This is a genomic window from Labrys sp. LIt4, assembly GCF_017813775.1.
Lineage (GTDB): Bacteria > Pseudomonadota > Alphaproteobacteria > Rhizobiales > Labraceae > Labrys > Labrys okinawensis_A.
Genome location: NZ_JAGIPY010000021.1, coordinates 81,593 through 94,964 on the forward strand (window position 1 = coordinate 81,593; position 13,372 = coordinate 94,964).

Annotated in this window: 12 protein-coding genes; 7 read left to right on the forward strand and 5 right to left on the reverse strand. The window is 63.8% G+C overall.

Annotated elements, in window-relative coordinates:
- Nucleotides 1–35 precede the first annotated feature (35 nt).
- Entirely contained in the window at nucleotides 36–860 is an 825-nt protein-coding gene (locus J8I29_RS26525) for a DeoR/GlpR family DNA-binding transcription regulator (RefSeq protein ID WP_209433951.1), read from the forward strand.
- Between the two features lie 9 nt (nucleotides 861–869).
- On the opposite strand, the gene J8I29_RS26530 is transcribed toward J8I29_RS26525, so the two are convergent.
- Together J8I29_RS26530 and J8I29_RS26535 are read right to left on the reverse strand one after the other, a co-directional pair.
- The gene (locus tag J8I29_RS26530; RefSeq protein ID WP_105862816.1) at nucleotides 870–1,502 is read right to left on the reverse strand and encodes a response regulator transcription factor; all 633 of its coding nucleotides are present in this window, start codon (nucleotides 1,500–1,502) and stop codon (nucleotides 870–872) included.
- A complete protein-coding gene (locus J8I29_RS26535; RefSeq protein WP_209433952.1) occupies nucleotides 1,499–2,908 on the reverse strand; it encodes a histidine kinase in 1,410 nt (469 codons plus the stop codon). Before J8I29_RS26535 ends, J8I29_RS26530 begins: the two co-directional genes overlap by 4 nt.
- A gap of 234 nt (nucleotides 2,909–3,142) precedes the next feature.
- Here J8I29_RS26535 and J8I29_RS26540 point away from each other — a divergent pair, with 234 nt between their 5' ends.
- Genes J8I29_RS26540 through J8I29_RS26550 form a run of 3 tightly spaced genes read left to right on the forward strand, consistent with a single transcriptional unit; the run spans nucleotide 3,143 to nucleotide 5,187 of the window.
- The gene (locus tag J8I29_RS26540; RefSeq protein ID WP_209433953.1) at nucleotides 3,143–3,937 is read left to right on the forward strand and encodes a MotA/TolQ/ExbB proton channel family protein; all 795 of its coding nucleotides are present in this window, start codon (nucleotides 3,143–3,145) and stop codon (nucleotides 3,935–3,937) included.
- Nucleotides 3,934–4,566: a hypothetical protein gene (locus tag J8I29_RS26545; protein WP_209433954.1), complete on the forward strand. Its 633-nt coding sequence runs from the start codon at nucleotides 3,934–3,936 to the stop codon at nucleotides 4,564–4,566. The genes J8I29_RS26540 and J8I29_RS26545 overlap by 4 nt, the downstream gene beginning before the upstream one ends.
- Nucleotides 4,567–4,593: 27 nt before the next feature.
- Complete coding sequence (locus J8I29_RS26550; protein WP_209433955.1) at nucleotides 4,594–5,187, forward strand: hypothetical protein; 594 nt, start codon at nucleotides 4,594–4,596, stop codon at nucleotides 5,185–5,187.
- A 187-nt stretch (nucleotides 5,188–5,374) separates the two neighbouring features.
- Here the strand turns inward: J8I29_RS26550 and clpA are convergent, their stop codons facing one another.
- Together clpA and clpS are read right to left on the reverse strand one after the other, a co-directional pair.
- Nucleotides 5,375–7,795: an ATP-dependent Clp protease ATP-binding subunit ClpA gene (clpA, locus tag J8I29_RS26555; protein WP_105862811.1), complete on the reverse strand. Its 2,421-nt coding sequence runs from the start codon at nucleotides 7,793–7,795 to the stop codon at nucleotides 5,375–5,377.
- Between the two features lie 10 nt (nucleotides 7,796–7,805).
- Entirely contained in the window at nucleotides 7,806–8,138 is a 333-nt protein-coding gene (clpS, locus tag J8I29_RS26560; protein ID WP_105863220.1) for an ATP-dependent Clp protease adapter ClpS, read from the reverse strand.
- Nucleotides 8,139–8,602: 464 nt separating this feature from the next.
- On the opposite strand from clpS, the gene J8I29_RS26565 reads away from it, so the two are divergent.
- A complete protein-coding gene (locus J8I29_RS26565; RefSeq protein ID WP_209433956.1) occupies nucleotides 8,603–10,234 on the forward strand; it encodes an SPOR domain-containing protein in 1,632 nt (543 codons plus the stop codon).
- A gap of 268 nt (nucleotides 10,235–10,502) precedes the next feature.
- Here J8I29_RS26565 and J8I29_RS30480 read toward each other — a convergent pair whose 3' ends face one another.
- Nucleotides 10,503–11,201 (reverse strand): DnaJ domain-containing protein, encoded by a 699-nt coding sequence (locus tag J8I29_RS30480; RefSeq protein ID WP_209433957.1) that lies wholly within the window; start codon nucleotides 11,199–11,201, stop codon nucleotides 10,503–10,505.
- Between the two features lie 204 nt (nucleotides 11,202–11,405).
- Here J8I29_RS30480 and panC point away from each other — a divergent pair, with 204 nt between their 5' ends.
- Both panC and J8I29_RS26580 read left to right on the forward strand, forming a co-directional pair.
- Entirely contained in the window at nucleotides 11,406–12,272 is an 867-nt protein-coding gene (panC, locus tag J8I29_RS26575) for a pantoate--beta-alanine ligase (protein ID WP_209433958.1), read from the forward strand.
- 408 nt (nucleotides 12,273–12,680) lie between these two features.
- A complete protein-coding gene (locus J8I29_RS26580) occupies nucleotides 12,681–13,217 on the forward strand; it encodes a transglutaminase-like cysteine peptidase (RefSeq protein WP_245197398.1) in 537 nt (178 codons plus the stop codon).
- Nucleotides 13,218–13,372 lie beyond the last annotated feature (155 nt).

Sequence of the window (13,372 nt, forward strand, 5' to 3'; positions counted from 1 at the left end):
ACATTGGCCACCCGGGGCGAAACGAAGCAGGCCAGATGACGCAACTCGACGAATATGGGCTCGGCGACGGCACCAAGAAATCGAATCGGCAGGCCGAATTGCTGCGGCTGCTCGAACGCAGCCACTATCTGTCGATCGAGGAAATCGCCGAACGTTTCGCCGTCACGACACAGACCGCTCGTCGGGACATCATCGCGCTGGAAGCCACGGGCCGCGTGCGCCGCCTGCACGGCGGCGCCACGATCGCTACCCCGGTCGACGCCGTTACGCGCCGCCAGCGGCGCATCGAGAACGCTTCACACAAAGCCAGGGTGGCCGCTCTCGTCGCCCAGGTCATTCCAGACGGGGCGGCAATCTTCATGGATACCGGCACGACCTGCGAAGCGATCGCCCATGCCCTGCTGCAGCGGCGGGACCTCCGGATCGTCACCTACAGCCTGCGGGTCGCCACCATTTTCAGCGAGAATTCCAATTTCGCCCTGGCTATCCCCGGCGGCTTCGTACGGCCAGTGGATGGAGGCGTGTTCCGGGAGGACACCGCCGACTATATCCGCCGCTTCAAATTCGACTATGCCATCATCTCGGTGAGCGGAATCGACCAGGCGGGAGACATCTGCGACGACGATTATGCCGAGGTTTCGGCCGTCACCGCGGCCCTGGCGCAGACCGAACGCACCATCCTCGCCGTCGACAGCACGAAATTCGGCAAGCGGGCGCTGGTCAGGCTCGGATCGCTCGAGGATGTCGACATCCTGGTCTGCGACGATATTCCAGCCCCCTTCCTCGACAGGATACGCCAAAGCGGCATCAAGACCCATGTCGCCTCTGCCGTCGCGCAGGAGGCTCCCCTCGAGTTGTAACGGCTTGAATCAAACCAGCTTGGCATCGATGGCCAGCCACACGAGATGGGCATCGTTGCGGGCGCCGAGCTTGGTCTTGATCTGATAGTGGTAGTTGCGGACGGTCTTGAGGCTGAGATGCAGGGACGCGCTGATGGCCTCGGCCGACCAGCCTGATGCGACCAAGCGCAGGATCTCGGTTTCGCGCGGGCTGAGCTCGGCGAGCGGCGATGCGGCATGGGCCAGGCGTTCGGCCGCGATCTCGCGCGCTACGTCGTTGCTCATGGCTCTCTCGCCCTTGGCGACCAGGGCAACGGAGTTGACGAGTTCGGCTGCATCGCTGCCCTTGGTGACATAGCCGGCAGCCCCCGCTTCGAACGCCTTGAGGGCGAAGGCGGCGCCGCTATGCATGGTGAAGATGAGAACCCGGGCGGCATGGTCCCATTGGCGGATATGGCGCAAGGCTTCGATGCCGCTGAGGCCCGGCAGGGAAAGATCCATCACCACCACGTCGGGCTTGGCTTGCCGGTAGGCCTCATAGGCTGAAACGGCGTCGCTGGCTTCGGCCACTACGCGATAGCCGGGCACCTTTTCGAGCAGCCGCCGATAGCCTTCCCTGACGACGGGATGGTCATCCACCAGCAGGATACTGAGATCGCTCATGCCGGGACGGGCCGCGCCAGGTCGCGCATCCGGTCGACGCGATCGGCGAGCAGCGGAATGATGGCTGCGATGCGCACGCCGTGCCGCGCCTGGCCGATGGAAAGGCTTCCGCCCAGCGCCGCCACGCGCTCGCGCATGCCGAGGATGCCATGCCCGGCCTCCATGGTCAGCCGCAGCGGATTGCCGCCGCCGTCGTCCTCGACGCTGAGTTCGACAGCCCCCTCCTCCTGCAAACCCGTTCGCTTGACGAACAGGCGGATATCGCGCGGCTTGCCGTGGCGCGCGGCATTGGTCAGGCACTCCTGCGCAATGCGATAGATGCTCAGGGCGATGGCATGCGGAAGGCCGGTGAGATTGCCGGCGATATCGAGGTGGAACCTGGTGCGCGTGGTGTTGCCGACATTCCAGCCGGCCACGAGTTGGGCGAGGCTGGCCTCCAGGCCCAGTTCCTCGAGTTCCTGAGAACGCAACCGTTGCAGGGTGCCGCGCAAGGTCGCATTCATCCGGCGGGTCACTTCGGCGATGGAGCGAGCGTCCTTGGCAATCTCCGGCCGGTCCGCCGCCTCCAATTCGATGGCGCCGGCAAGGGCATTGACGGCCGCCAGACACTGGCCGAATTCGTCGTGGAGATCGCGCGCCAGCGTGCGCCGTTCCTCTTCCTGCACCTGGAACAGGCGGTTGGTGAGGGCGACGCGCTGGGCGGTGGTTTCGGCCAGACGGCAGGTGAGATCGTTCACCGCGCCGGAGATGCGGTCGAATTCCGCCGTGCGGTAACGAGGCAGGCGGTAGCCGTAATCCCCGCGTTCGAGGCGACGTAGGCCGGCGACGATCGTACGCGCCGGCAAAAGCGACTGGCCGATGAACAGCGCGGCGAGCACGCCGATGGCGATCGCCAGCAGGCTTGCCACGCTAAGCACGATGGTGATCCGGTCCCAGGCCAGCCGCACGGCCGCGCCATGATCCGACACTGCCTCGATGGTCCCGGCCTGACGCTCGCGATCGCTGAGAGGGCGCCTGACGACCGGGTTGGGCCCGAACAGCCAGTCATAGGAGGTTTCGAACCAGGCCGGCGCGGGACGGCCGATCGTCTCGAGCTGGCTGCACAGGCGCCGGGGTTCTTCCCGGCCGGGCGCTACGGTTATGCAGATGCCCGGCGAAATCACCTTCATCGTCACGATGGTATTCCAATCGGGCAAGGGGAGGATGAGGTCGCGCGAAAGTCCGCCGCGCCAAAGCAGTTCGCGCCAATAGAGAGCTTGCAGCGCTGTGGAGACCCGCTCGGCCGAGGCGCGGGTCTCCGCTTCGGTGGCACGGCGCGTGTCGTGCAAGACCCAGCCGATGGCGCAGGCGAGGCAGAGAATGATGGCGGCGGCGAGCCGCAAAACGAGATGACCGAAGAGGTTCATGGCTCACTCGTGCTGGATCGACGCTCGAATAGTGAGCATGGCCCGTGGTGCTGGCAAGCACAAAGGCTTCGAGGCGCCCCGCCCAAGCCAATGTCGGGCAAAATGCCCAAGTGAAATCGGGACGCCTACCCAGGATGCCAGCTTTCGTCGTTGTTAGCCTGAAGCAAGACTCGTCGATCCATTGCAACCGTAGGCAAGCTCCGTGAGAGTCAGTCCCATGAGTCCAAACGTCCCATGAGCGAGCGTCAACCGCGCCTTTCCGGTGCCGATCCCCTGCTGCCCTGGCTCGTCTTTACCGGCGTCAGCATCTTCGCCTTCCTCGTGCTTTGGTATTTTGGCTTCATTGCCAAGATGATCGACGAGGACAAGACCTATATCTCCGTTGTCATCGTCCTCCTCTACATCGCAAGCAGTCTGCATTGCCTGTGGCGCATCCTCGCCATCGGGCGCGAGGGGGAGGCTGCCCGGCGCACGGCCCAGGCGATCATCCGAGACGGCAAGTCTGCCCTGGTGGCCATAGGTTCGACAGGCATGAGTTCGACAGGCTCGGCTCCGATAGGCTTGGGTTCGACACCCGACGGAAAGCTTGGGCATGGCCTGGTCGCCGGGCACATACGCGACCTCGTCACCAAGGCCCATCTACAGGGCGCGGCCCGCCTCGACCAGACCTTGCTGTTGCGCGTTCTGGCCGACCGGCTGCGGGGCTCCAATCGCTACGGTGCCTTTGCCAGCGATACGCTGATGAAACTCGGCCTGCTCGGCACCATCGTCGGTTTCATCATGATGCTGGCGCCGATCGCCGGGCTCGATACCGACAGCAAGGAAGCCGTGCGCAGTTCGATGTCGCTGATGAGCGGAGGCATGGCGGTTGCCATGTACACCACGCTGGTGGGTCTGATCGGCTCGATCCTGATCAAGGTTCAGTATCATTTCCTCGACGGCGCCACCTCGCGCATCTTCTCCTTCGCGGTCGATCTCACCGAAGTCCATGTGATTTCGGCGCTGGAAGCGCAAAGGGCGCCGGGATGATCGATGACTTCGATCTCCATGGGCGGGAAGAAGCCTTCGACCCGTTCAGCGTGGTACTGTTCAAGGCCTTGCAGGTCATCGCCTTCCTGTTCTTCGTGGTGTTCATCATCATTTCCCCCAAGGCCAATGAGGGCAAGATCGACAGCAAGGCCGAGTTCATCATCACCATGGACTGGCCCGACAATCATCCCGACGACATGGACATCTTCGTCCAGGATCCCCTCGGCAACATCGCCTGGTACCGCCGGCGCGAGGCGGGCTTCCTGGTGCTCGACCGTGACGATCGCGGCGGCCTCAACGATTTCGTCATGGTCAACGGCCGCAAGCAGCAGACCAAGGTGCGCGAGGAACTCGTCAGCATTCGCGGCTTCGTGGCCGGCGAATACACGGTGAATGTCTATCACTTCACCGCTCTGACCCAGCAGCCGGTGCCGGTGACGGTAACGGTGCAAAAGCTCAATCCGGTCGCCAAGATCGTCGCCAGGGAGACGGTTGATACGGCAGAGGGCGGAACAGAACTGACCGCCATACGCTTCACCATGGATGCTCAGGGCGAGGTCACCGGCACGAGCCGGGAAGCCAGGTCGATCCTGCGCGGCATGCACAATGCCTGGAACAAGAACCGATGACGGCGGCAATAACGACAGGCGGCGGCGATGCTTGAGATGAACGCGCTCTGCCTGGTGCTCGCTTATGTCTTCCTCAGCCTCCTCATGCTCACCGTGCTGATCAGGCTGGCATTGCCGCGCCTGATCAAGATCGGCGCGATCGGCGCGGCGAGCCTGTTCTATGTCGTCGTGTTCTTCTCGACGCAAGGCCTGCTGGGCTGGTCGGCTCCCGTCGGAGTGCCCGCCCGCTTTCAGGTGCTGTGGACAAGGATCGTCGAGCCCAATGTCGTCCAAGGCGAGGCCGGCGCCATCCATCTCTGGCTCGAGGAACTGGATGCGGCCAACCTGCCGACCGGCGAGCCACGAGCCTATCGCCTGCCCTATACGACGAACCTCGCCGGGCGGGTGTCCAAGGCTCAGAAGGAGATCGAAAAGGGCAATCTGCAGGGCGGACGCGCGGAATTTTTCGGAACTGGGGCATCCCAAAGCGTCCCGGCAGGCCCGCTGCAGACCGGCGCACCGCCCGGCGGCGATCCTTCCGGAGGCGGCCTGTTCGATCCGGCTTTTCTCGGCGGGCAATCGCGCAACGTCGATCTCGTGCCATTGCCCAAACCGGCTCTGCCGCCAAAGGATATGCCCTGACCCCCGCATTGCCGTCCATCGTGGCCGCGGGCCCGATCTGCTCGGCGCCGATGCATCACCCGAAATCCGCGCCGGGCAAATCCGCGCCGGGCAAATCCGCGCAAGACCTGTCCTTCGACAAGGGCCGTGAAACGGTGCCCCGTCTCACGCCCCTTGGATATTCCCGGGCCGTCCTTTCGGCGCAGGCCTATTCGGCGCCGGCCGGAGCGTCAGGCTCGCGCTGCGGCGGCCCCTTCGGCTTGGCCTTGGGCTTCTTGGCCGAGGCCTGGCTGTTGTCCGCCACCACCGGTTCGGGCTTGGGCTTGGCCGGGCCGGCGGGATATTCGAAGCCCAGTTCCTGCTTACCCTCTTCGTTGGTGACGACGGTCACCCGCACGGCACCGCCCGACTTCAACCGGCCGAACAGCACCTCGTCGGCCAGCGGCGTCTTGATGGCCTGCTGGATCAGGCGAGCCATCGGCCGGGCGCCCATGAACTCGTCATAGCCATTGGCCACCAGCCAGGTGCGAGCGTCGTTGGAGAGCTCCACCGCGACATGACGATCGGCGAGCTGCACTTCGAGCTGCGCGATGAACTTGTCGACGACCTGGCTGACGATCTCCTGCGACAGGTGGTCGAAGGGAATGGTGGCATCCAGGCGGTTGCGGAACTCCGGCGTGAACAGACGGTTGATCGCCTCGGTGTCGTCACCTTCGCGCTTGTTCTTGGTGAAGCCGAACGCCGCCTTGGCCAGATCCGCCGCACCGGCATTGGTGGTCATGATCAGGATCACATTGCGGAAATCGACGCTCTTGCCGTTATGATCGGTGAGCTTGCCGTGATCCATCACCTGCAACAGGATGTTGAACAGGTCCGGATGGGCCTTCTCGATCTCGTCCAGCAGCAGCACGCAATGCGGGTTCTGGTCGATGCCGTCCGTCAGCAAGCCGCCCTGATCGAAGCCGACATAGCCGGGAGGCGCGCCGATCAGGCGCGACACCGTGTGCCGCTCCATATATTCCGACATGTCGAAGCGCAGCAGGTTGATGCCGAGCACCGAGGCGAGCTGGCGCGCGACCTCGGTCTTGCCAACGCCGGTCGGCCCCGAGAACAGATAATTGCCGATCGGCTTCTCCGGGTCGCGCAGGCCGGCACGCGCCAGCTTGATGGCGGCCGAGAGTTGCTTGATCGCCTTGTCCTGCCCGTAGACCACCCTCTTCAGGTTCGTCTCCAGATTCCGCAGCGTCTCGGTGTCATCCTTCGACACGGTCTTGGGCGGGATGCGCGCCATGGTGGCGATGGTCGCCTCGATCTCCTTGACGCCGATCGTCTTCTTGCGCCGGCTTTCGGTCACCAACATCTGCGAAGCGCCGGTCTCATCGATGACGTCGATCGCCTTGTCCGGCAACTTGCGGTCATTGATGTACTTGGCCGACAGTTCCACCGCCGCCTTGATGGCGTCGTTGGTGTAGCGCAGCTTGTGATATTCCTCGTAATAAGGCTTGAGGCCCTTGAGGATCTCGATGGTGTCGGGAATGGACGGCTCCGCCACGTCGATCTTCTGGAACCGGCGCACCAAGGCGCGGTCCTTCTCGAAGTATTGACGGTATTCCTTGTAGGTGGTCGAGCCGATGCAGCGCAGCAGGCCGGCGGCCAGGGCCGGCTTGAGCAGGTTGGAGGCATCCATGGCACCGCCCGAGGTGGCGCCGGCGCCGATCACCGTATGGATCTCGTCGATGAACAGGATCGCACCCGGATAGGCCTCGATCTCCTTCACCACCTGCTTCAGGCGCTCCTCGAAATCACCGCGATAGCGCGTGCCGGCGAGCAGCGTGCCCATGTCGAGCGCGAACACGGTGGCACCGCGCAGCACCTCCGGCACGTCACCCTCGATGATGCGGCGGGCGAGGCCTTCGGCGATCGCCGTCTTGCCGACGCCGGGATCGCCGACGAAGAGCGGATTGTTCTTCTGCCGGCGGCAGAGCACCTGGATCGTGCGCGTGATCTCGCTGTCACGCCCGATCAGCGGGTCGATCTTGCCATCCCTCGCCTTCTTGTTGAGGTTGACGCAATAGGCGTCGATGGCGTCCTGCTTCTTCTTGGACGCATCCTCGCCGTTGGCTGTCGTCTTCGGGCTGTCGCCATCAGCCTCGTCGACGCCGCGCGGAGCCTTGGCTTCCGACAGGCCGGGACGCTTGGCAATGCCGTGCGAGATATAATTCACGGCATCATAGCGCGTCATGTCCTGCTCCTGCAGGAAATAGGCGGCATGGCTCTCGCGTTCGGCGAAGATCGCCACCAGCACATTCGCGCCGGTGACTTCCTCGCGGCCCGAGGACTGCACGTGGATGACCGCTCGCTGGATGACGCGCTGGAACCCCGCCGTCGGCTTGGCGTCGTCGCGGCCGTCCGAGACCAGATTCTCCAGCTCGGTGTCGATATATTCGACCAGATTACGGCGCAGGATGTCGAGATCGACATTGCAGGCCCGCATCACCGCCGCCGCGTCCTGATCCTCGATCAGGGAGAGCAGCAGATGCTCGAGAGTCGCATATTCGTGATGGCGCTGATTGGCGGCGGCCAGAGCGCGATGGAGGGACTGTTCGAGGTGTCTTGAAAAGGATGGCACGATCAGTTCCTCACTTTTCTTCCATGACGCATTGCAGCGGATGCTGATGCTTACGGGCAAAATCCATGACTTGAGTCACCTTGGTCTCCGCGACCTCGTAGGTGTAGACGCCACACTCTCCCACGCCATTGTGGTGAACATGCAGCATGATATGGGTGGCGCCGTCACGATCCTTGTTAAAGAAGCGCTCCAGCACCTCGATGACGAATTCCATCGGGGTATAGTCGTCGTTCAGCAACAGGACCCGGTAGAGTTTGGGGCGTTTGGTTGCCGGCCGTGTCTTGGTGATCACGGCCGCGTTGGTGCCCCCACCACCGCCTGGAGCTCGGGGCTCGCGGGCCATGCCGATCAAGGGAAACGGCTTGTGCGCGGCGCTCAATGCAATATCCAGAATCGTTGAATCTTCCATTTCGACAACTGCAATCGCCTGCAGCCTAACACGATCTCGACGAGGAAAAAGGCTTCCACGAACCGAATTTATGATCGACCCCGACTTTCTGCTAGAGTGTCCCATCGCATTAATATGTCGGGAGGCCTGAACAGCGGGTGAAGTACGTCTTTTTCATTCATTCTCAACCAATCGGACAATCATGCGACCAAAATGCCGCGCCGACTGGGCACTTAACCGATCCGTAACCGCGTCCGCCTAGGTTCGTTGACTGTGTCGTCCCTGCAGCGGCACGGTGAGACGGCTTCCTCCCCGCAGGGGATGGGGTGAGCCCCGGACGAAGGGCGAAAGAGACCACCGGTTTCGCAGGGACATGTAATGGACGGTGCTGTTGCGCCGGTGAGTATTGGGGACTTTGCATGCTATCGCGTTGGATCGGGGGCGGACTGGCCCGGACCACCACAATGGTTGCAGCCGGCTTGGTAGTGTTCACGACAACCCTGGCCTTTCATCCGGACGAAGCGGATGCGCGCCGCCGCGGCCACCACGCCGCCCCGGCGCAGAAAGCGATGAAGCACGCGCGTAGCAAGCGCGTCCGCGCGGAATCGGCCGCCTCGGCCATTCCCGCCGACATGCGCAACAATCCGCGCTATGCCGCCATCGTCGTCGACGTGAAGACCGGCCGCACGCTCTACGAAGCCTCCCCCGAGGCCCTGCGGCATCCCGCCTCCATCACCAAGGTGATGACGCTCTATCTGCTGTTCGAGCAGCTGCAGGCCGGGCGGCTCTCGATGGCGACCGAGCTTCCCGTCTCCGCCCACGCCGCCTCGCAGTCCCCCACCAAGCTTGGCCTGCGCGCCGGCCAGACCATCCGGGTTGACGACGCCATCAAGGGCATGGTGACGCGTTCGGCCAATGACGCCGCCGTGGTGGTGGCCGAAGCCCTTGCCGGCTCGGAAAGCAATTTTGCCGCCTACATGACCCGCAAGGCCCGCGCGCTCGGCATGGCACGCACCACCTTCGTCAATGCCTCCGGCCTGCCTGACAGCCGGCAGATCACCAGCGCCCATGACCTCGCCATCCTGGGCATGGCCATCCAGAAGCGCTTCCCGCAATATTACCGCCTGTTCTCGACCCGCAGCTTCGTCTATCGCGGGCGGCCGATCCCGGGGCACAACCGCCTCTTGGGTTCGGTGGAAGGGGTCGACGGCATCAAGACCGGCTACACCAATGCCAGCGGCTTCAATCTCCTGACCTCCGTCAAGCGCAACGACAGGCAATTGGTCGCCGTGGTGATGGGCGGCCGCAGCGCCGCTTCGCGCGACATGGTGATGCGCCGCCTGATCGACGCCTATCTGCCGGTCGCCTATGCCGGCAACGCAGTCGACCGCTCCTCCACGCAGGTCGCACGGGCCGAACTCCCAAACGATGCCGAGCCCATGGCAGCGCCGCCGCGTCCGCCGGTTGTCCGGCCGGCCGTGGTCGCTGAGGCGCCGAAGGCCCGCCAGGCCGCCCCGGTGGCGGCACCGATGCCCCCCGAAATCGTCGGGGACGCGGCGCCCGCCTCCGCGCCGCAGGCCCGGCCCCAGCCCGTTCCTGCCAAGCCGGTCATGGCCTTCGCGGCGCCCAGTACCCCGAGCATGCGCTGGGTGCAGGGCCTCCAGCCGGTCACGACCGCGCCGGCCACGCCGCCCGTGCGCGCTGGCCAGAGCAGCGAGTCCAGCCCCGACACCACCGCCACCGTGCAGAATGTCCGCACCGTTGCCGTCACCCGCGATTCGGTCGCCCTGGCTGCACCGCAGCGCAGCGGCTGGATCATCCAGATCGGCGCGGCCGACAGCGAGGGAGCAGCCCGGCAGCTGCTGTCCAGCGCCAAGGCAGCCGGCAACAAAGCGCTCTCCTCCGCCCGCCCGTTCACCGAGACGGTCAGCCGCAACGGTTCGACCCTTTGGAGGGCTCGCTTTGCCGGCTTCAGCGATCAGCACCAGGCCCAGTCCGCCTGCAGCGCCCTCAAGGCGGCTTCCTTCGCCTGCGTTGCCGTGAAGCTCTGATTTTTCGGTAAGAGCCGGTTTTCATTTCACTCGGGCGCGGCCTTCCTCGGATGGGCCGCGCCTTTGTTTGAAGGGGCTTGCACCAGCTCGCTTTGAGATCGGTACCTGCTGGGATCGCTGGAAGAACATCTTCGACGCGCCAGCATAAAGGCGGCTTTCACCACAACGCGCGTGGCCCGGGGAAAACGACGCAAGCTTAATCGTTGCGTAACCATGTTCTGCGACGCTCAGGCATCGTCGGAACCGAGCAAGTTCGGTGGAGTTAGCGTCAATGGCCTTCAAGAAGCATGTCCCTGGCCCGGTTGACACGAGCAGCCATCTGCGTCGTGCCCCCCTTATCGGGATGGATTTTCTTCATGAGCGCCCGGTGCGCTCGACGAATTTCCTGGGCGCTCGCCCCCGGCTGCACCCCAAGGATCTGGTAAGCTTCCTGCTTCGTCATCGCGTCGGACGCCGCCGTTCCGAAGCCCCTCGCGTGCGCATCATCCTTGAAGTGTTCACGCCATCCGGCAAGCCGGCGGTCCAGATAAGCTTCAAGGATTGAACGGCCGACGAAATCGGCTGCGATCTCGCCGCGCAATGTCATCAGTTCGGCCGCCTGCATGCCCGAAAGGCGACGGCCCGAAAATCGCCCGCGAATGACCTGCCCATCCACCGGCTGCCTGTTGGCATCGAGCATGATCACCAGATCCGCGGTGCGCACCGAGCTTGGCCTCGCCGTCGAGCCTGGAATGATGCCATCCGGCAATTGCGGCAGCCAGCCCCGCATGCCAGCTGCCAAAAGTAGCAAAGGCAATCCCATGCCCCAGACGCCGCGCGTCAGCAGATAGAGGCCGAAGGCAAAGGCGAGGAAGCTGCCGCCGCGCCGCAGCAGGCTATCCAGAACCGGTGTCTTCGACAGCATGCCCGGCTTGAGAAACGGCCACAGGCAGAACAGCACCACGCATGCGAAAATAAGCTGGCCCACTTCTATCCGATCTGCGAAACAGCGATGAATCCGAGTCTGCCAGTTGGGCATTCCCCGAGCAAAGCGCGTTTAAACGTAATCGGGGCTTTGCTCAAACTCTTTGGTTCGGCGCGTCTTTGCGATTCTCGGCGTGACAGCCAAATCGCAAAACGCTGCGGGACCCTGGCCAGGCAAATGCGACGTAATGGACCTGCGGAGTACGGGATGGCACGCCAAACCCTGGTCGTTCGAACCGTGGCGGAGTTGCGCCAGGCCGTGAAGCGCTTTCGCGAGGTGCAGGAGACCGTCGCCCTGGTACCGACCATGGGCGCTCTGCATGACGGCCACATCACTCTTGTGCGGCAAGCCCGCCAGCGGGCAAGCCGCGTGGTGACCACGATCTTCGTCAATCCCACCCAATTCGCACCGACCGAGGATCTCGCCAAATATCCCCGCACGGAGGCGGCGGATCTCGCCCGTCTCAGGGATGTCGGCTGCGACCTCCTATACGCCCCCGACGTCAGCCAGGTCTATCCCCAGGGCTTCGCCACCACTGTCTCGCTTGCCGGGCCGGCGCAGGCCGGCCTGGAGGACCGTTTCCGTCCCAGCCATTTTGCCGGCGTGGCGACGGTGGTGACCAAGCTGTTCTGCCAAAGCGGCGCGGATATCGCCCTGTTCGGCGAGAAGGACTATCAGCAGCTTTGCGTCGTCACCCAGATGGCGCGCGACCTCGATTTGCCGATCACGGTGGTCGGCGTGCCGACCGTGCGGGAAGCCGACGGATTGGCGATGTCGTCACGCAACCGCTATCTCACGCCGCAGCAGCGAGCCCAGGCCCCTCTCCTGCATCGCACCCTCCGGCAGGTCGCAGACGACGTGATCAAGGGGGCCGACATCGAGACCGCCCTGGCGTCCGGGCGTGGCGCCATCGCGGCTGGAGGCTTCGAGCTCGATTATCTGGAGGCGCGGCAGGCGGTGAGCCTTGCCCCGGTGACCTCACTGGCGGAGGGGCCGGTGCGGCTGCTGGTGGCGGCCCGGCTGGGCGCCACCCGCCTCATCGACAATATCGGCGTCGAAGCCACTCGACGTTAACCAAATTAGCCCCGGCAAAGGTGACGAAACCGTGGCAATCATGCCACGCATCCCCTTGTTGCCCACGGTCTCCGGAAAACGGGAAATCGTGGTTAATCTACCGTTAACATGAAATTTTTCAAAGGGTTATGGCATTTCGCACCGCACGTGGATCTTGTTTTTTCTGCGGCAAGAGCGTTGTGCGGCCCCAGCCCTTGTGCGAAGTTGACTTCGGGAACGGGTAATTAGCCCTGCTCTCTGGGTAAACATCCGGTGGCGGGCAAAACGGGTCTGAAGATTGTGATGCGCTTCGGGATCAGGATCAGGTCGAATTTGAACCGAATGGCCCCTAAGGCCGCCTTGGCTGCCATGGCGCTCGCAACGGCATCACTGCCGAACTCGCAGGCCGCCGCCGCCGGTCACAGCGCCATGCCGATCTATGCGCCCGTGGGCGATGTCACCACCCCGCCCTCCGGCTATCTGCAGTTCTGCAAGGACAATCCGGCCGATTGCAAGTCGGGCTCGCAGGAAGCACGCGACATCGTGCTCTCGCGCCAGGCCTGGAAGGACCTGATCGCGTTGAACGACCAGGTCAACAAATCGGTGAAGCCGGTCACCGACCTCGACAATTACGGTAAGGTCGAGTGGTGGGCATACCCCACCAACGGTAAGGGCGACTGCGAGGACTATGTCCTGCTCAAGCGCAAATTGCTGATCGATGCCGGCTGGCCGCGCTCGGCCCTGCTGATCACCGTGGTGCGTGACAAGAAGAACGAAGGCCACGCCGTCTTGATGGTGAAGACCGATCGCGGCGAGTTCGTGCTCGACAACCAGGAGCCCAAGATCCTCTCCTGGCGGGCCACCGGCTATCGCTACGTCAAGCGCCAATCGCAATCCGACCAGAATGCCTGGGTCTCTCTCGGCGACACGCAGACCACTGCAATCGTGTCGGCGAAGGGCAACTGAGTTTTTTCCGGGTGCGCGGACGTCTCGTCCGCCTCTTCCCCACGGCGCGTATCATGTTTCCAAGAACGGACGAGACGTCCGTGCACCCTGTGTAGTTGGAATGTGTCAGGATGGGTGCGGGCGAGAGACCGTGTGCACCCCGGCCCGTTAAGGCC